The 18,259-nt window shown below is 59.4% G+C and carries 16 protein-coding genes and 2 pseudogenes; 8 read left to right on the forward strand and 10 right to left on the reverse strand.

What is annotated here, in order from left to right; genetic code table 11:
• Positions 1-50: 50 nt before the first annotated feature.
• The 3 genes from uvrD to LU682_RS29355 all read left to right on the forward strand — a co-directional run bounded on the left by uvrD (position 51) and on the right by LU682_RS29355 (position 3,745).
• Positions 51-2,237, forward strand: coding sequence for a DNA helicase II (uvrD, locus tag LU682_RS29345; RefSeq protein WP_010955837.1), 2,187 nt, complete (start codon positions 51-53; stop codon positions 2,235-2,237).
• A gap of 132 nt (positions 2,238-2,369) precedes the next feature.
• Positions 2,370-3,224: a Tim44 domain-containing protein gene (locus tag LU682_RS29350; RefSeq protein WP_010955838.1), complete on the forward strand. Its 855-nt coding sequence runs from the start codon at positions 2,370-2,372 to the stop codon at positions 3,222-3,224.
• Between the two features lie 113 nt (positions 3,225-3,337).
• Positions 3,338-3,745: an SMI1/KNR4 family protein gene (locus LU682_RS29355; RefSeq protein ID WP_010955839.1), complete on the forward strand. Its 408-nt coding sequence runs from the start codon at positions 3,338-3,340 to the stop codon at positions 3,743-3,745.
• Between the two features lie 154 nt (positions 3,746-3,899).
• Here LU682_RS29355 and LU682_RS29360 read toward each other — a convergent pair whose 3' ends face one another.
• Positions 3,900-5,660: a cation:proton antiporter gene (locus LU682_RS29360; protein ID WP_010955840.1), complete on the reverse strand. Its 1,761-nt coding sequence runs from the start codon at positions 5,658-5,660 to the stop codon at positions 3,900-3,902.
• A 339-nt stretch (positions 5,661-5,999) separates the two neighbouring features.
• On the opposite strand from LU682_RS29360, the gene LU682_RS29365 reads away from it, so the two are divergent.
• On the forward strand, positions 6,000-6,485 hold the full coding sequence (locus LU682_RS29365; RefSeq protein WP_003253263.1) for an acyl-CoA thioesterase: 486 nt from the start codon (positions 6,000-6,002) through the stop codon (positions 6,483-6,485).
• Here LU682_RS29365 and pdxY read toward each other — a convergent pair.
• Positions 6,482-7,354, reverse strand: a complete 873-nt coding sequence (pdxY, locus tag LU682_RS29370; RefSeq protein ID WP_004575195.1) for a pyridoxal kinase PdxY — start codon at positions 7,352-7,354, stop codon at positions 6,482-6,484. The genes LU682_RS29365 and pdxY overlap by 4 nt on opposite strands.
• A 120-nt stretch (positions 7,355-7,474) precedes the next feature.
• Between pdxY and LU682_RS29375 the strand changes: the two genes are divergently transcribed.
• On the forward strand, positions 7,475-7,867 hold the full coding sequence (locus LU682_RS29375) for a DUF3301 domain-containing protein (protein WP_003253259.1): 393 nt from the start codon (positions 7,475-7,477) through the stop codon (positions 7,865-7,867).
• Here the strand turns inward: LU682_RS29375 and LU682_RS29380 are convergent, their stop codons facing one another.
• From LU682_RS29380 to zigA, 3 genes are read right to left on the reverse strand one after another with little or no spacing between them, the layout of a single operon-like run.
• Positions 7,868-8,839 carry a CobW family GTP-binding protein gene (locus LU682_RS29380; protein WP_010955842.1) on the reverse strand — a complete coding sequence of 324 codons (972 nt, stop codon included), beginning with the start codon at positions 8,837-8,839 and terminating at the stop codon, positions 7,868-7,870.
• Positions 8,840-8,879: 40 nt separating this feature from the next.
• Positions 8,880-9,506: a DUF1826 domain-containing protein gene (locus LU682_RS29385; RefSeq protein WP_010955843.1), complete on the reverse strand. Its 627-nt coding sequence runs from the start codon at positions 9,504-9,506 to the stop codon at positions 8,880-8,882.
• Positions 9,503-10,711 (reverse strand): zinc metallochaperone GTPase ZigA, encoded by a 1,209-nt coding sequence (gene zigA / locus LU682_RS29390; protein WP_010955844.1) that lies wholly within the window; start codon positions 10,709-10,711, stop codon positions 9,503-9,505. Before zigA ends, LU682_RS29385 begins: the two co-directional genes overlap by 4 nt.
• A gap of 114 nt (positions 10,712-10,825) precedes the next feature.
• On the opposite strand from zigA, the gene LU682_RS29395 reads away from it, so the two are divergent.
• Entirely contained in the window at positions 10,826-11,206 is a 381-nt protein-coding gene (locus LU682_RS29395; protein WP_010955845.1) for a hypothetical protein, read from the forward strand.
• A gap of 212 nt (positions 11,207-11,418) precedes the next feature.
• Here LU682_RS29395 and LU682_RS29400 read toward each other — a convergent pair whose 3' ends face one another.
• Complete coding sequence (locus LU682_RS29400) at positions 11,419-11,946, reverse strand: DUF3617 domain-containing protein (RefSeq protein ID WP_010955846.1); 528 nt, start codon at positions 11,944-11,946, stop codon at positions 11,419-11,421.
• A gap of 132 nt (positions 11,947-12,078) precedes the next feature.
• On the opposite strand from LU682_RS29400, the gene cls reads away from it, so the two are divergent.
• Positions 12,079-13,518, forward strand: a complete 1,440-nt coding sequence (cls, locus tag LU682_RS29405; protein ID WP_049588388.1) for a cardiolipin synthase — start codon at positions 12,079-12,081, stop codon at positions 13,516-13,518.
• An 83-nt stretch (positions 13,519-13,601) separates the two neighbouring features.
• Here cls and cfaB read toward each other — a convergent pair whose 3' ends face one another.
• Positions 13,602-14,786, reverse strand: coding sequence for a C17 cyclopropane fatty acid synthase CfaB (gene cfaB / locus LU682_RS29410; RefSeq protein WP_049588386.1), 1,185 nt, complete (start codon positions 14,784-14,786; stop codon positions 13,602-13,604).
• 207 nt (positions 14,787-14,993) lie between these two features.
• Here cfaB and lpdA point away from each other — a divergent pair, with 207 nt between their 5' ends.
• A complete protein-coding gene (gene lpdA, locus LU682_RS29415) occupies positions 14,994-16,394 on the forward strand; it encodes a dihydrolipoyl dehydrogenase (RefSeq protein WP_010955849.1) in 1,401 nt (466 codons plus the stop codon).
• 111 nt (positions 16,395-16,505) lie between these two features.
• On the opposite strand, the pseudogene LU682_RS29420 reads toward lpdA, so the two are convergent.
• The 3 genes and pseudogenes from LU682_RS29420 to LU682_RS29430 form a co-directional block, all read right to left on the reverse strand.
• Positions 16,506-16,706: pseudogene (locus tag LU682_RS29420) on the reverse strand (transketolase family protein); the annotation flags it as partial.
• Positions 16,691-16,924 (reverse strand): annotated as a pseudogene (locus LU682_RS29425) (GABA permease); the annotation flags it as partial. The pseudogenes LU682_RS29420 and LU682_RS29425, both read right to left, overlap by 16 nt.
• A 147-nt stretch (positions 16,925-17,071) precedes the next feature.
• On the reverse strand, positions 17,072-18,229 hold the full coding sequence (locus LU682_RS29430) for an MFS transporter (protein ID WP_010955851.1): 1,158 nt from the start codon (positions 18,227-18,229) through the stop codon (positions 17,072-17,074).
• Positions 18,230-18,259: the final 30 nt, after the last annotated feature.

The following is an 18,259-nucleotide window of genomic DNA, read 5'->3' on the forward strand; positions in this document are numbered from 1 at the left end:
TCATACAGTAGATATTTGCCCCTTACCCGGCATCGCCCTAGAATGGCCCGATGCGCACAGACGACCTCTCTCTCCTGCTGAATTCCCTCAACGATGCCCAACGCCAGGCCGTAGCGGCCACGCTCGGGCGTCAACTGGTGCTTGCCGGCGCCGGTTCCGGTAAAACCCGCGTGCTGGTACACCGCATCGCCTGGCTGATCCAGGTCGAGCAGGCGTCGCCGCACTCGATCCTGTCGGTGACCTTCACCAACAAGGCCGCAGCAGAAATGCGCCAGCGGATCGAGCAACTGCTGGGCATCAACCCGGCAGGCATGTGGGTAGGCACCTTCCACGGCCTGGCCCATCGCCTGTTGCGGGCCCACTGGCAGGAAGCGCGGCTGGTGCAGAACTTCCAGATCCTCGACAGCGACGACCAGCAGCGCCTGATCAAGCGGGTCATGCGCGAGTTGGGCCTGGACGAGCAGAAGTGGCCGGCACGCCAGGCCCAATGGTTCATCAACGGACAGAAAGACGAAGGCCTGCGCCCGCAGCATATCCAGGCGGGGGGCGACCTGTTCCTGGCGACCATGCGCGAGGTCTATACGGCCTACGAGCAGGCTTGCGAGCGCGCCGGTGTCATCGATTTCTCCGAGCTGCTGCTTCGCGCCCTGGACCTGTGGCGTGACCACCCGGGCCTGCTGGAGCACTATCAGCGACGCTTCCGCCACGTGCTGGTGGACGAGTTCCAGGATACCAACGCCGTGCAGTACGCCTGGTTGCGCCTGCTGGCACGCGGTGGCGACAGCCTGATGGCGGTAGGCGATGACGACCAGTCGATCTACGGCTGGCGCGGCGCCAAGATCGAGAACATTCACCAGTACACCGCCGACTTCCCCGACGCCGAAATGATCCGCCTGGAGCAGAACTACCGCTCCACCGGCGGCATCCTCAAGGCGGCCAACGCGCTGATCGCCAACAACAGCGGGCGCCTGGGCAAGGAACTGTGGACCGACATGGGCGAAGGCGAACCACTGACCCTGTACGCGGCCTACAACGAGCACGACGAAGCGCGCTATGTCGTGGAAACCATCGAGAGCCTGGTCAAGCAGGGCAATGCGCGCAACGAGATCGCCATTCTGTACCGTTCCAACGCCCAGTCGCGCGTGCTGGAAGAGGCCCTGCTGCGCGAGCGCATCCCCTACCGCATCTATGGCGGCCAGCGCTTCTTCGAGCGCGCCGAAATCAAGAATGCCATGGCTTACCTGCGCCTGATCGAAGGGCGTGGCAACGATGCCGCTCTGGAGCGGGTGATCAACGTGCCGCCGCGCGGTATTGGCGAAAAAACCGTCGAAGCCATCCGCGAGCACGCCCGCCACAGCCAGCTGTCCATGTGGGAGGCCATGTGCCAGCTGATCGCTGCCAAGGCCCTCAAAGGCCGCGCCGCCAGTGCCCTGGGGGCCTTTATCGAGCTGATCGAGGGGCTGGCTGCCAAGGTTGTGGACATGCCGCTGCATACCATGACCCAGACCACCATCGAACAGTCCGGCCTGATCACCTATCACCAGGAAGAAAAGGGTGAAAAGGGCCAGGCACGGGTAGAAAACCTTGAGGAACTGGTCAGTGCGGCGCGCAACTTCGAGTCCACCGACGAAGACGCCGACCTTTCCCCGCTCTCGGCCTTCCTTGGCCACGCCTCACTCGAAGCTGGCGATACTCAGGCTGACGAGCATGAAGACAGCATCCAGCTGATGACCCTGCACAGCGCCAAAGGCCTTGAGTTCCCATATGTGTTCCTGGTGGGCATGGAAGAAGGCTTGTTCCCGCACAAGATGAGCCTGGAAGAACCCGGCCGCCTGGAAGAGGAACGACGCCTGGCCTATGTAGGCATCACCCGCGCCATGCGCCAGCTGGTCATGACCTATGCCGAAACACGCCGCCTTTATGGCAGCGAGACTTACAACAAGGTGTCGCGTTTCGTACGTGAAATTCCGGCAGGCCTGGTTCAGGAAGTACGCCTGTCCAACAGCGTCAGCCGCCCGTTCGGCGGGGCCAAGACGGCCACCAACAGCAACCTGTTCGCCAATGCCAGCATTCCGCAGACCGCGTTCAACCTTGGCCAGCGTGTGCAGCATGCGGTATTCGGGGAAGGTGTGATCCTCAACTTCGAGGGTTCTGGCGCTCAGGCGCGGGTGCAGGTGAATTTTGCCGAAGGTAGCAAATGGCTGATGCTGGGGTATGCCAAGCTCGAGGCTGTCTAAAGCCCGCAAGGGTCGGGCCTGCCAACTTTGTAACATTCAAGCAAAAGCTCGAAACACTATGTCGCTGGTCATGTGCCCGGGAACCTGTGCACCATGACGCGCGTGCAATCCACAACAGGGGATATCCCACTTATGCAACGTTTTCTTAGCATCGCACTGGCGCTCTGCGTCGGCCTGACGCTGAGCCTGGACGCCAGCGCCAAGCGTTTCGGCGGCGGCAAGAGCTCGGGCTCCGCGCCTATCCACCAGACCCGCCAGGCTACGCCAACCACGCCTGCTGCCGCGCCGACCGTACCTGGCCGTGCACCGGCTGCCGCCAGCGGTGCTTCGCGCTGGTTGGGCCCACTGGCCGGCCTCGCCGCCGGTGGCCTGCTGGCTTCCATGTTCATGGGCGACGGTTTCGAAGGCTTCCAGATCATGGACTTCCTGATCGTGGCGCTCATCGCCTTCCTCGTGTTCCGCTTCATCGCCGCGCGCCGTCGCCAGCAGCAGCCGCAAATGGCCATGCCAGGCCATGCGCCGATGCAGCGTGAGGCTCACGCGCAGCCTGCGCAGCCGTCGATTTTCGGTGGTTCGGCCGCACCTGCTGCCACAGCCGCACCGGTGATCAACGCGCCGGCCTGGTTCAACGAGCAGAGCTTCCTGGCGGCAGCCCGTAACCACTTCCAGTCGCTGCAGCAGCACTGGGATGCCAATGAAATGGACAAGATCAGCGAGTTCGTTACCCCGCAAATGCTTGAGTTCCTCAAGCGTGAGCGTGCTGAGCTGGGTGATGGCTTCCAGTCTACCTACATCGATAACCTGGAAGTGCAACTGGACGGTGTCGATGACCGCGCCGACCGCACCGACGCTACCCTGACCTTCCGTGGCGTGTCGAAGAATTCGCGCTTCGACCAGGGCGAAGTGTTCAGCGAAAGCTGGCACATGGTTCGCGCCCAAGGCGAGAACCAGCCTTGGCTGGTAGCCGGTATCCGTCAAAACAGCTAATCGCTGCGTGCTAAACACAGAACCCCGGGCTTGCCCGGGGTTTTTGCTTTTGCCAAAGTGGGCTACTAGGGTATAAGGCGCAGCGTTGTCATCTAGGTCAGAGGAAGTGAACCGTGGAAGAAGTGATCGAACAACTCCGTGAAGCGAATGAGCCGGTACCGGTGCCCCTGGAGCTTCCCGACGAAGACCAGCTGGTAGAAATCGAAGAGCAGCTGTTCATCAATATTCCATTCGTGTTCAAAGAGTTTCTGCTGACCGTAAGTGATGTGGTTTACGGCTCCCTTGAGCCAGTTACCGTCACTGATCCGCACTCGCACACCTACCTGCCAGATGTGGCCTCCAACGCTTGGGATGCCGGCGTACCGCGCGACCTGATTCCGCTGTGCCAGGACGGCGACAATTACTATTGCGTGGAAGAAGACGGCACCGTGGTGCTGTGGGATGCCGAAGAGGAAGGTGTCGGCGAAGACAGTTGGGAATCGGTGTGGCACTGGGCGCGAGATGTTTGGCTGGAGAGCTGATCGCTAACGCCCTTATAGATGCGCGATTTGAGGCAGGAAAATGACGTCTTAGCGACTCAAGGTCGTTAAAATCGCCAGGCTTTTTGCGCCTGGCGACATCGCTATAGCCCCATCTCCTCGGGCGGGCGAGATACTTTGCCCGGGGCAGACCCCCTCAGTGCGAGTTCTCGCGACTGTTCTCCAGCGTCTCCAGCAACGCGATCTGCATGCGCGTGTGCACGCGGATGAGCCAGCGCCACAACAACGCCACCACCACCGCAGCTACCACGGCAATCACCAGCAGCAATTCGCTGGTGGGCAGAATGCTGGCGGACAATGCCGACAGCAGCAGGAAAATCACCAACAGCGACAACAGCGGGATCACTTCGGCGATCACACGGCGCACGCGCTGGGTATGTCGCCCGGCCATTTCCGGCTTCACGCCCATCTCTGCCAGCAGCATCGAGAGTGCTTTTAGCTTGCGGTACGCGGCGATCAGGAATGGCAGTGACAGCAACAACGCTGCCCCCCAAATGACGGCCTTCTGATGGCTGACATCGCTGACCCACTCGCTGAGCCAATTGCCGAGACGCCCTGCAAAATAACCGCCACTGAAGAAGATGGCGATCACCAGCGCCAGGTTCACCCCCACCTGCAACAGGATGCGCCGGATCATCGCCGCCAGCATGGCACTCTCGCCCTGCGGCTGGATGTTGCGCAACCACTCGCCATACAACGACAGCACGCGCGCGAGGCGGGCGGGCACCACATTGCCCAGTTTCTGCGACAACGGGTCAGCCGCGCGGATCAGGTAGGGTGTCAGCAACGTAGTGATTGCCGATACTGCGACCGCCACCGGGTATAGGAAGTCGCTGGTCACCTGCAGGGTCATGCCCAGCGCGGCGATGATGAAAGAGAACTCGCCAATCTGCGAAAGCCCCATGCCCACGCGTAAAGACGTACGCCCGTCATTGCCGGCTATAAACGCCCCCATGCCGCAAGACAGCATCTTGCCCAGTACCACCGCCAGGGTGATGACTACGATCGGCCAGGCATAGTCGATGAGCACCTCAGGATCAATCATCATACCGATGGCGACGAAGAATATGGCGCTGAACAGGTCGCGTACGGGCTCAATCAAGCGTTCAATCTTCAACAACTGGCGTGATTCGGCCATGATCGCGCCAATCAGGAAAGCGCCCAGAACCATACTGTATTCCAGCTTCACGACCAGCAGGCAGAAGCCGAAACACAGGCCCAGAACGGTGATCAGCAACATTTCGTTGCTTTCGAACCTTGCGACGTAGGCCAATAACCGCGGCACCAGCAAAATACCGATGACCAGAGCGACAACCATGAACAGCGACAGCTTGCCGACTGTGGAGAACACCTCGCCCGAGCTGACCGTGCCGCTGACCGCGATACCCGACAGCAGGGCAATGATACCGATGCCAAGAATGTCCTCGACGATCAGCACGCCGAAGATCAGCTGGGCAAAGCGCTCGTTCTTCATCTTCAAGTCGTTGAGCGCCTTGACGATGATGGTGGTGGAGGAAATGGCCAGGATGGCGCCCAGGAACAGTGAATCCATGGTGCTCCAGCCAAACCAGCGGCCAATCTCAAAACCGATCCAGATCATCAGGACGATTTCCAGGAACGCTGCGATGAACGCCGTGGCACCGACCTTGAACAGCTTGCGCAAGCTGAACTCGAGCCCCAGGCAGAACATCAGGAAGATCACCCCCAGTTCGGCGAGGGTCTTGATGGTGTCTTCGTCATGAATCAGGCCGAATGGCGGAGTGTGCGGGCCAATGATGAAGCCGGCGACAATGTAGCCCAGCACCACCGGCTGCTTGAAACGGTGAAAAAGAATGGTGACCACGCCAGCGACCAGCATGATGACTGCCAGGTCCTGGATGAAGCTGATGGCATGCATGGCGTGATACTCCTTTTCTCGTCTTGTGAATGCCTGGGCAGACCGCTCCTCTGCCGAGGCAAACCTGAGCGAGCAGCAAGTACATACTGTATTGAATCCGGGAACACCCATGTTGCATGGGCGTACTCAGGTTAACATCGCGCTCCGCCGCAAAAAGCCAGTGCAATATGCAGAAACAGATCGGCTGGAAAAGCGCCGCTGATGGCATGATCAGCGTGACGATGATGCGCCAGCCAACGTCCCGTATCAGCAAGGCACATTCAAAAGAGGGGAACAGCAGTGTCAGCAGATAACGCCCTCCATTCGCCCGATTCAGCGCAACCTCACCGTGAGCACACTATGGAACCTGGAAACGCCCAGCTGAGCATGACCGTCCTGATGACCCCGGACATGGCCAACTTTTCTGGCAACGTACATGGCGGCACCCTGCTCAAGTACCTCGACGAAGTGGCTTATGCATGCGCCAGCCGTTATGCCGGCAGTTATGTGGTAACCCTGTCGGTCGACCAGGTGATCTTCCGTGAACCCGTGCACGTGGGTGAACTGGTGACCTTCCTGGCGTCGGTCAACTACACCGGCAACACTTCGATGGAAGTTGGCATCAAAGTCGTGACCGAGAACATTCGCGAGCGCTCGGTGCGCCATTCCAACAGTTGCTTCTTCACCATGGTCGCGGTCGACGACAACCGCCGCCCGGTGCCGGTGCCACCACGCCAGCCGCACAGCAGCGAAGAAAAGCGCCGCTTCCTGCAAGGCCAGCAGCGCCGTCAGATCCGCCAGGAACTGGAAAAGCGCTATCAGGACTTGAAAACCGACGCCATTTAAAGCGCCAGTAACTGCGCTTCGAAGCGCACCCGTGGGTGCGCAATGCGGTCCTGGGCCCGTACCAGCTGCAATTCGTAGCTGGCGCAAGCCTGGGTTTCCAGCAGCACTTCATGCACTGCCGCAGCCGTGAATTCGAATGCCTGCACCCAGCTGTCGCCAAGCAGCACACGCGCCAGGAACAGGCCTGAGGTCAGGTCACCCACCCCTACCGGCTGACGCGGAAACGCCAGCAGTGGGCGGCGCAAGTGCCAGCTGTGCTCGGCGGTCACCAGCAGCATTTCGAAATGCTCTTCGGCCCGCCCGGGGTACGCCAGGTGCTTGACCAGTACAACCTGTGGTCCACGCTGCAGCAGGCTGCGCGCCATGTTCACGCAATCCTCCAGCGACTGGGCGCGGCGCCCACAGAAGCTGTCCAGTTCCAGCTGGTTGGGGCACAGGATGTCCGCTGTGGCTGCAGCCTCGTCAAGCAGAAACTCACTGACTTCGGGCGGCACGATGCAGCCCTTTTCCGGGTGCCCCATGACCGGGTCGCACAGGTATAACGCTTTTGGGTTTACCGCCTTGATCCGCTCGACGCCGGCCAGGATCGCTCGCCCTTGTTCGGCACTGCCCAGGTAGCCGGAAAGCACCGCATCGCAGTGGCCCAGCTCGCCGATGTTGGAAATGCCTTCCACCAACGCAGGAATTTGCGCTGGGGCAAGCACTTCCCCCGCCCACTGGCCATACTGTGTGTGATTGGAGAACTGCACGGTATTGAGGGGCCAGGCATTGACCCCGATACGCTGCATGGGAAATACCGCGGCGCTGTTGCCGGCGTGGCCGAACACCACGTGGGACTGAATGGCGAGCAGGTGCGGGGTACGTTTCATGCGGGAGGTTTCCAAAGCTGTTTCTAGGATTGTGCGCAGCGCAGTATGAACTTGATTGCTACCTGTACGACAGGCCAGGAACGCAGTTAAGCTGGATCTACCTGTTTGGAGCATATGCAAATGTTGACCCTGGAGAACCTCTTCGTCCTGATGCTGGTAGCCACGGCAGGCGCCTGGTTGTGGCACAACCATGGGTTGCGTGAAAAGGCCCTGGAACGGGTCAAACAGCATTGCGCCAAACTCGACCTGGAGTTGCTTGACGATGCCGTAGCGCTCAAGCGTATCGCCTTTGTCCGGGATGCCAATGGCCGCAAGCGCCTGGCACGCGTCTATGCCTTCGAATTCACCGTCACGGGTGAGCAACGTCACCCCGGCACCGCGACCCAGTTCGGCGCCCACAGCGTGCAGATCGAACTAGCGCCCTACCCGTTCGAAATCAAGACCCCACCACGCGCCGACAACGTCATAGAGATGCAGCAATGGCGCCAGGAGCATAACCGCTGGCGCAACTGATCAACTGACGCGACATTCATTCAACCCGGCTTGCAACGCGGGTTGCGGTTGCGGCTGATGGAAAATCAGCTCGATACGGCTGTCCCTGCGCCAGTCGCTGGGCTGCCAAGCGGGCATATCCCCATTCAGCCCATTGAATGACCACCAGCCCTCCATGCTGTGGATAACTCCCTTGGCCCGTCGCCATGGCAAAGCACACAAGAAAGCTTTCAGCCGCTGTGGATAAAACTGTTGTCCAGGGTGCCACCGCCAGCCAATACTCCAACCACCCTCTCCCTGCTGGACAAGGCAAATCGGTTGACTCGGGTCAGCCCACAATGCTGCTGGAGCGATTCCAAGATTGTCGACAATCCTGTTTTTCAAGAATGGGCTGTCAACAATCTGTGGAGATACCGTCGGGAGGCCGGACAAAGGCAGCTGCCCTTGCACGGTCCACATGATCTTCTTTTCTTGAAATTTATTACTTATCAACAACTTATGTATTTCATCCACAGCCTCTGACTTATTGAAAACCACGCTTTCAGAGGCGTTGAAAGCCTGCTGTTGAGCCTCTGGAAGAGGCTCGTTTCGAGCCATGGCCCGGGCATCCACAACCATCAGGAGTGGCTGAATTGTCAGCACTCCAACCCAAGGCGCTTGTTGCAGCTGAGCCAGCAGCTGCAAGGGATGGCCCAGGCCGGAAGGTTCGATAAACAGCCGGTCAGGCCGCGATTTGCGCAGCAGTCGTCCCAGGCCCACCTGGAACGGCATGCCGTTGACGCAGCACAGGCAGCCGCCTGCGACCTCGCCGATGGCGATGCCGTCTTCGTCACGGCTGAGTAAGGCTGCATCCAGGCCGACAAGGCCGAACTCGTTGATCAATACCGCCCAGCGCTCGTTGGCTGGGCGCTGAGCCAGCAAGTGACGGATCAGCGTGGTCTTGCCAGCACCAAGGGGGCCGGCAATTACATGGGTGGGAATGTTCTGCAGCATGGGGTGGCTTCAGGCGGCGGTGATGCCTCACTATGCGCCGTCAAGCCAGCCAGTCAAGGCTGAGCAGCAAACGCCCCCGCTGCGCCGAAGGTGACCGATGCACCAAGCCTGCCCCTTCGTTACCCTGCCATTGTTCGCCTTTAAGTATCGCAACCTCGGCGGCTTGCAGGTGTTGGATGTTATCCACAGGTGGCTGAGCTGTGTGTAACTCTCCACGACAGCTATCCCGCTCTTGCAACCATTCACTACCTGGGCCGACGTAAGTGGTGAGCAAGCGCAACGGTACGTTATCCACATGGAAGCGTGGGCACATCGGAGCGTTCAACACGCGCAAGCGCAAACCGACCCGTCGTGCGCCAACCAGACAGGTATAAGCCGCCACCAACCACGTCACATCAGCTACGAAAGCTTCATACCCATGCAAATCCGCCGCTTCACGCAGCAGATCTGGCAATACCGGCTTCTGCTCCTCGTTCACATCAATCACCCGCTGATCAGCCAAGGGCTGGCCAAGGCTGATCACCAGTGCGGCAAAGTCCTCCAGTTGTGCCGGCAAGCGCCGCCGCCAGACGGCCAGGTTCACGCCATCCTGCAGCACTTCGGCCAGCACTTGAGGCGTCTCGCCAAACACCTGAAAGATATCCACAGGTCGGTGAGCCAGGTTCATGCTGCCGCTTCCTCATGCCATGGGCCAAATGGGTCAGGTAAACGCAGCCAGCCCATGTGACCCAAGCCCATTTCTTGATCCGTCAACAGGCATGCATCCAGGGCTGTGGATAATTTTTCGACGTCGATATTCTGCCCAATAAACACCAACTCCTGTCGGCAGTCACCGGTGTCGGCGGTCCAGTGTTTCAAGATCGCATTCGTGTTATCCACATCCTGTGGCCACTGCTCGCGTGGCACGAAGCGCCACCAGCGGCCAGCCAGACCATGGCGCATCATGCCGCCCGCTTGCGACCAGCTGCCAGCTTCCTGATATTTGCTGGCCAACCAGAAAAACCCTTTGGAACGCAGTAGCCTTCCGTTTTCCCAGTCCTTGTGGATAAAGTCGTAAAAGCGCTGTGGATGAAGCGGGCGTCGAGCCTGCCAGGTCATGGCCGCGATACCGTACTCTTCGGTTTCTGGTACATGTTCACCGCGCAGCTCCTGCAACCAGCCTGGTGCCTGGGCCGCCTGATCGAAGTCGAACAGCCTGGTGTTGAGGATACGTGCCAACGGCACTTGGCCCATGACCATGGGTACGATCTGCGCTCGGGCATTGAGACTGCGCAAAATAGCGATGAGTTCTTCGCGCTCATGTTGGCTGATCAGGTCGATCTTGCTCAGCAGCAGCACATCTGCGAACTCGACCTGCTCGATCAGCAAATCACTGATCGACCGCTCGTCTTCTTCGCCCAACGTTTCGCCCCGGCTGGCCAGGCTGTCTGCTGCCTGATAGTCGCGCAGGAAGTTCAAGCCATCGACCACGGTGACCATGGTGTCCAGTCGCGCCATATCGGACAGACTGCGACCCTGCTCGTCGCGGAAAGTGAAGGTCTCAGCCACTGGCAGTGGCTCAGAGATACCGGTGGACTCGATCAGCAAATAATCGAAACGCCCCTCTTCGGCCAGTCGCGCAACCTCCTCGAGCAGGTCTTCGCGCAACGTGCAGCAAATGCAGCCGTTGCTCATCTCGACCAGTTTCTCTTCAGCGCGGTTGAGGCTGACATTGCGCTGCACCTCACTGGCATCAATGTTGATTTCACTCATATCGTTGACGATTACCGCCACCCGCAGGTTGTCGCGGTTGCGCAGCACATGGTTGAGCAGCGTGCTCTTGCCGGCGCCCAAAAAGCCGGACAGCACGGTGACGGGAAGACGATTGGACATGGCGAACCCCTTCAGGCAGACGCATTCGAAACGATGCATTGCATAATGTTATAAGGTAACAATACAATTTCGCCAAGTGGTTCTCGACGGACGAGTGCTCACAGAGGATGAAAAATGAATTTGCCACGCGTCATGGCATTGCTGTTACTCACCATGCCTGCCTCGCTCTTGGCCATGCCACAAAACAAAACATTGGCCCTTTGTACGCGAAGTGCGACGCTGCTCGCTTGCCAGGACGGCAAAGGCAGTTACTACAGTGTGCGTACTGAAGGCAGCACCTTCTACCTTCGCGGCTACGACTTCAGCAGCCGTCGGCTGTGGGCACAAACCAACAGCCGCTATGGCACATTGACTTTTTTTACCGGCCTGGCCAGCGATGGTGAGGCCTGGGTGGGCTACAGCCGCCGCGTAGGCTGGACCACCTTGAACCGCGTATCCAGTTCCAGCGGGGAGCGCTTCAAGCTGCATTGCAGCTTGATCGAGGGGTGCCGTTGACGCCTCCTTTCATTTTGAACGTTTTTTCTCTGCTGCCTATTTTGTAAGTCAGCTTCGAGCACGCGCTGAAAACACCAGCCTTGACCAACCCTTTGTCAGACCGAAAAGCTATGCCGTAACCGCGTCGAGGCAAGGATCGAAATGAAATGTTCCACGTGGAACTATCCGAGCCTGCATGCCCACGACGCGGTTGCCACTCACTAATGGGAATTTCAGCTGCGCGGTTTGACCGCCCCGCAGTCATTGCCTAACCACACCGCACGCGTGTTCATGCTGCCTTGCTGCTGCACACCCGAAGCGTTGAACGTGCCACTGACCTGGGTGGTGAATTCCCGATCACTGAGGAATGTAGCCTGGCCACTACCCTGTGCTTTCGGGCAGCTGAACTGGAATTTCCACACGTTACCGGTACGGTCGGTAATCTTCTGTGTGCAGCCCGATTTCGGGTCCTGCAGGGGAATGTCATTCGTTGCCACCTGTTCAGGCGTCAGGCACGAACGCACACCCTTACCACCTACACTGACCCCTTGTTTGGCCAACACCCCTTCCATCATTGCGCGTTGCTCTGGCGGCAGGTTCTTCAACTGGCCGAGCATGAATTCCATGTCGGGTAGCGGCTTGCCATCGACCTGCATGTTGCTGGTGGTCAGCTCCCACAACCCCGGTTGCAGCATCTGGGCTTGTACCAGTGGACTGCTCATGCCTAGGGCCAACGCCAACAGTGGCAGACGAATCTTCATGGACGAACGCTCCTGGAAAAAAGCCGGTCAAACGGGCCGGACTGAGCCTTAGACGCCAAATCCGCCTGCGGGTTGCAGGCGGACCGGGAACGTGTTCTGTTACCTCAAGTGTACTCGGCAAGCAGGATGCATATGGATTACCACAGCCCCTACTTCTTTGGTTACCTACTCGGCCTGATCCATCTGCTGGGTATTGTCGCCGCACTGCATGCGCTGTTCACCGTGCGGACAGCCCAGGGCGCCATTGCTTGGGCGATGCCCTTGCTCTTCATCCCCTACCTCACCTTGATCCCCTACCTGATCTTCGGCGCCCGCTCGTTCTATGCCTACATCAAGGCTCGGCGCCAGGCCAACCAGGAAATGCACGTGGCCATGGCCAACCTCAACTGGCGGCCCTGGGTTGAAGAAGCCCTTACCGCCCGCGAGTCGGAAAGCTACACAGCCTTGCGCGCCATGCCCAAGCTGGGTCGAATGCCATGCCTGGCAAATAACCAGGTGAAACTGCTGATCAATGGCAAAGCCACCTTCGATGCCATCTTCGCAGCCATCGAAAAAGCACGCGATGTGGTACTGGTGCAGTTCTTCATCATTCATGACGACACCCTCGGCAAGGCACTGCAGCAACTCTTGCTACGCAAAGCCGCCGAAGGCGTGCAGGTGTTCGTGCTGTACGACCGTGTCGGTAGCCATGCCTTGCCGTCCAGCTACAGCCAGGTGCTGCGTGACGGCGGTGTGCAGATCCATGCATTCGCCACACGTCGCGGCTGGTTCAACCGCTTCCAGGTGAACTTCCGCAACCATCGCAAGATTGTGGTGGTGGATGGCTTGCTCGGCTTCATCGGCGGCCACAATGTGGGAGACGAGTACCTGGGTGAACATCCACAGCTTTCCCCTTGGCGTGACACCCACGTACAGATCAGCGGGCCAGTACTGGCCTGCCTGCAAGAGTCGTTCGCCGAGGACTGGTACTGGGCCACGCGCCAGCTACCGCCGCTGATCCTGCCCGATACATACCCGGATAACGGCGTCCTGTGTCAGGCCTTGGCCAGCGGCCCGGCAGACCCACAAGAAACCTGCTCGCTGTTCTTCCTTGAAGCGATTCATTCGGCCACCCGCAGGGTGTGGATCACCAGCCCGTACTTCATCCCTGACGAGGCCGTGTTCGCCGCCTTGCGGCTGGCGGTGCTACGAGGAGTCGATGTGCGGGTGCTGATCCCGTCACGGCCTGACCACCGCATCGTCTACGCCGCCTCCAGCCTGTTTGCCTTCGAAGCAGTGCGCGCGGGGGTACGTATGTTCCGTTACCAACCCGGGTTTCTGCATCAGAAGGTGGTGCTGGTGGATGATGACGTCAGCGCAATTGGGAGTGCCAACCTGGACAACCGCTCGTTCCGCCTGAACTTCGAGATTACCCTGCTGACAGTCGATCGCGGCTTCGCCGACCAGGTCGAGCACATGCTCCAGGAAGACTTCGAACAAGCGCGGGAAATTACTGCTGAAGACACCCAAGATACCCATCGACTGCAGCAATTGGGGATGCGGATTGCGCGGCTGATATCGCCGATTCTTTAGGGTGAACACGCCCGTTGAAAGCGGCCTTTTCGCGCTAAAGGCCGCTCCTGCACAACCCTATCAGGGCTGCGACACTTACGATTTCAGCGGTACAAATCTTCCCGCGTCCAGGGCAGGTCATGATGCCCGTCGGCGTATGGCTTCACGGCCAATATCTGGTGCAGGTTGATCCAGCCCTTCTGAAAGGCGTAGGCACACCCGGCCAAGTACAAACGCCAGATCCGCAGGGTCTTCTCAGGCACCAGCGCTGCCGCCTTGTGCAACTGGTTCTCCAGGTTCTCGCTCCAGTGGTGCAAGGTTTTAGCGTAGTGCAGGCGCAGGCTCTCCACGTCCACTACCTCCAGCCCGGCTTCACAGATACTGGCGCTGATCATCGACAGGTGCGGCAGCTCGCCGTGGGGGAATACATAGCGATCGATGAACTCACCCGCCCCACGCCCGACCGGTCGGCCATCGACGTGCTTGGCAGTGATGCCGTGGTTCATCACCAGCCCCCCTTCCCTCACCGCCCCGAACAGCTTCTGGCAGTACAGCGCCAGGTTGGCATGCCCGACATGCTCGAACATACCCACGCTGACAACCTTGTCGAAGCGGCCATCCTGGGGCAGATCGCGATAATCGAGAATCTGCAGGTCGACCTTGTCGGCAAGCCCTTCCGCTTGCACACGCTTGCGGCCGAGCTTCAATTGCTCCTTGCTCAGGGTAATGCCGAACACCTTGGCGCCATATTCACGGGCAGCGAACCGCGCCAGCCCGCCCCAGCCACAGCCAACATCGAGCAGGTAGTCACCGGCATCCAGGCGCAGCTTGCGGCACAGGTGGTCGAACTTGTCCTGCTGCGCCTGGTCGAGCGTATTGTCCGGCTCACGGAAGTAGGCGCAGGAATAGGCCATGTCCTGGTCCAGCCAAAGCTGGTAGAACGCGTTGGACACGTCATAGTGGTAGGAGATTGCCTTGGCGTCGGTGGTCTTGTCATGAGAAACACGTGGCGGCGGCGTTTCATCCTCATCCGCCAGCAGCGCTTCGCTCAGCTCGTCGCACACGCGGATGGCCTCACCGATATCGCCTTCCAGCTCCAGCTTGCCTTCGACGAATGCGGTGCCTAGCTGGTCCATGCTTGGGTGGGTCAACTGGCTGATCAGCTGTGGTTCCTTGACCAAAATCGTGACCTGAGGACTAGGCCCAAGATCAAAATGGTTGCCGTCCCACAGCTTCAGCCTCAGCGGCAGATGCAAGCTCTGCAATGCAGGTGGAAGTTGAGCAAGCATGAAACACCCCTCCTGTCCGTAATTGGCCACGACGCCTAATATTTCGAACGTCACCGGATCAGAGTAGTTCATCTGTAGGATGTTTCCTCTAAGCAAGACCATGGTCTAGAACCAACTGATCTTATCCACACAGCAGATTGTATACAATCACTGCATCTCAGCTTAACCTTGTGCCCTCTCGCGCTTCTACATCCTGGAGTTGAACCCATGAAATCCTATGACGTGGTGATCATCGGCGGTGGCCCTGGCGGCTACAACGCAGCCATCCGTGCTGGCCAGTTGGGCCTGAGCGTTGCCTGCGTGGAAGGCCGCTCGACCTTGGGCGGTACCTGCCTGAACGTCGGCTGCATGCCATCCAAGGCGCTGCTGCATGCTTCGGAGCTTTACGAAGCTGCCAGCGGTGACGAGTTCGCCCACCTCGGTATCGAAGTAAAGCCCACCCTCAACCTCGCCCAGATGATGAAACAGAAGGACGAGAGCGTGACAGGCCTGACCAAGGGCATCGAATACCTGTTTCGCAAGAACAAGGTCGAGTGGATCAAAGGCTGGGGCCGCCTGGATGGCATCGGCAAGGTCGTGGTCAAGGCCGAAGACGGTAGCGAAACCGCGTTGCAGGCCAAGGACATCGTCATTGCCACCGGCTCTGAGCCCACCCCTCTGCCAGGTGTGACCGTCGACAACCAGCGCATCATCGACTCGACCGGCGCGCTGTCGCTGCCGCAAGTGCCCAAGCACCTGGTTGTCATCGGTGCTGGCGTGATCGGTCTTGAGCTGGGTTCGGTCTGGCGCCGCCTGGGTAGCCAGGTCACTGTCATCGAATACCTGGACCGCATCTGCCCAGGCACTGACACGGAAACGGCCAAGACCCTGCAGAAGGCGCTCGCCAAGCAAGGCATGGTGTTCAAGCTGGGCAGTAAAGTGACTCAGGCTACCGCAGGTGCCGATGGCGTCAGCCTGACGCTGGAGCCTGCCGCCGGGGGTACCGCAGAATCGCTGCAAGCCGATTACGTGTTGGTGGCTATCGGCCGTCGCCCTTATACAAAAGGGCTAAACCTGGAAAGCGTGGGCCTGGAAGCCGACAAGCGCGGCATGCTCAACAACGAGCACCACCGTACCTCAGTGCCGGGTGTCTGGGTGATTGGCGACGTCACTTCGGGCCCAATGCTGGCGCACAAGGCCGAAGACGAAGCGGTGGCCTGTATCGAACGCATCGCCGGCAAGCCCCACGAGGTCAACTACAACCTCATCCCTGGCGTGATCTATACCCGCCCGGAGATGGCCACCGTGGGCAAGACTGAAGAGCAGCTCAAGGCCGAAGGACGTGCCTACAAGGTTGGCAAGTTCCCCTTCACCGCCAACAGCCGTGCCAAGATCAACCACGAGACCGAAGGCTTCGCCAAGGTCATCGCCGATGCCGAAACCGATGAAGTACTGGGTGTGCACCTGGTGGGCCCAAGCGTCAGCGAGATGATTGGTGAGTTCTGCGTGGCTATGGAGTTCTCGGCCTCGGCAGAAGATATCGCCCTCACCTGCCACCCGCACCCGACGCGCTCCGAGGCCCTGCGCCAGGCGGCGATGAATGTGGATGGCATGGCCATGCAAATCTGACGAGCCCCATTCGCTGCGTCAGGCCATGCCCTTGCCTTCGGCATTTGCTTTGCGGGCATACAGGGATAGAGCCGCCTTTAATTCCGGCCGGCTCTATCTTCAGGCATCACGTCACAGCCAAGCCTTGATCTGCGCGCTCACTGCATCGGTGGAGATACCGTAGCGGTCATGCAGCGTCGGCAGAGCGCCAGCATCGAGGAAGGCATCGGGCAAGGCGATCTGGCGGAATGTCGGCGTTACCCCGTTGCGCAGCAGCAGGCCCGCCACCGCCTCGCCCAGGCCGCCGATGATCGAATGGTTTTCGGCGGTGACACTGCCATCTCGCCAAGCATTCGCATTACCAGCACCATCAGAGCGCCAGCAAGCGCATAGGCAATGATTGCTGCCGGACCTGCCGCAGCGATCGCTTGTTCGGACCCTACGAACAAATCCGCGCCGATCACACCGGCAATCGACAACATGGTCACATGTCGAGGCTTGAATCCCTGAGCCAACTGATCGCTGGCTTTCCCAGACGTCGTCATAGTCATTATGGTCCCTGCTTTTGCTCTTGTTATGGGTAGGGTGCAGTGCCAGGGACACTTCACCGCTTAACCATAGAGAGCGAAAACAGGGCTCAATTGACTGGTTCGGACATCAAATGGAGTGAGGCGGACATATCCCTGGGCTCCGACGTTTCATGACAACCTTGCCAATGACACATCAACGCCGGATTTATTCCTTATAAAGCAAACAACCATAGCCGTTACACCAATGCCGAACAGATACAGTGCTTGTGGACCGGCATGCTCCATCATCGCCCCTGCAACCAGCGGGCCGATGGTCGCGCCGATACCAAAGGTCATCAGCAGCACTCCGGCCAGCGATACACGCAGTTCCGGCTCTAGGTTGTCATTGGCATGGGCAACGCCCAGCGGATACAAACAGAACTGCAAGAAGCCGATGGCAGCCCCGGCCAACATGATCCACAGCTGCCCTGATGCCAGCCCGAAGGCCAGCGGCAAATAGGCTATGCACAGCAATGCAGCGGTAGCGCGGATCAAGGTGATGCGGGAAATATGATCCGACAGTTTACCCAGCGGTAGTTGTGCTAGAAGCCCGGCGGCAATGCTGACAGCCATGAACTGCCCGACCTGCGCCGGACTAAAGCCCAGTTGCGCAGCAAAGATCGGCGTCAGCCCATACAGGCAACCGTTCAGCAATCCCGAGGCAAGAATCGTGAACAACGATTGAGGAAGTCTACGCAGGTACAGCATGGGTTTGATCCGGGCCTGGTTGATGTTGCTCGGCTGGGTACCGTTGTGCAGAGCCACAGGGATCAAACCAATGGCAAAAGCCATGGCCACGCCCGTCAACGCCAAGGTGTGCAGCCCATCTCCCAGACTGAGCATCAATTGCCCTAGCATCATGCCGACATAGCTGGCCACCATGTACAGCGACATGGCGCCGCCTCGCCGGCTGACCGGTGCGCAGTCATTGAGCCAGCTCTCGATGACCATCAATTGGCCCATCATTGCCGCACCAACGACAAATCGCAGGGCAAGCCACAGCAGTAAACCATCACTGAGCTGGTGCGAGAGCACCGCAGTGACAATTACCCCGGCGCTCACCACAAAGGCCCGAGCATGGCCGACCAGGCCAATCAGCCAATAACCGGAGCGGGCTCCCACCACCATGCCCAGCGCGTTGGCGGCCATAAGCGCACCACCCCATACCTGCGCCACACCGGAAGCATTCAGGCGCAGGGCCAGGTAGGTCATCAGCAGGCTGGAACCCAGCTGCATCAACAAGGCAGCGACATAAATCGTGCCGAAACGTTTGGATAATGCGAACAATTGGATTCCCCAGACCAGGGTGGTCGGTAG

The organism is Pseudomonas alloputida (assembly GCF_021283545.2).
GTDB classification, from domain to species: Bacteria; Pseudomonadota; Gammaproteobacteria; order Pseudomonadales; family Pseudomonadaceae; genus Aquipseudomonas; species Aquipseudomonas alloputida.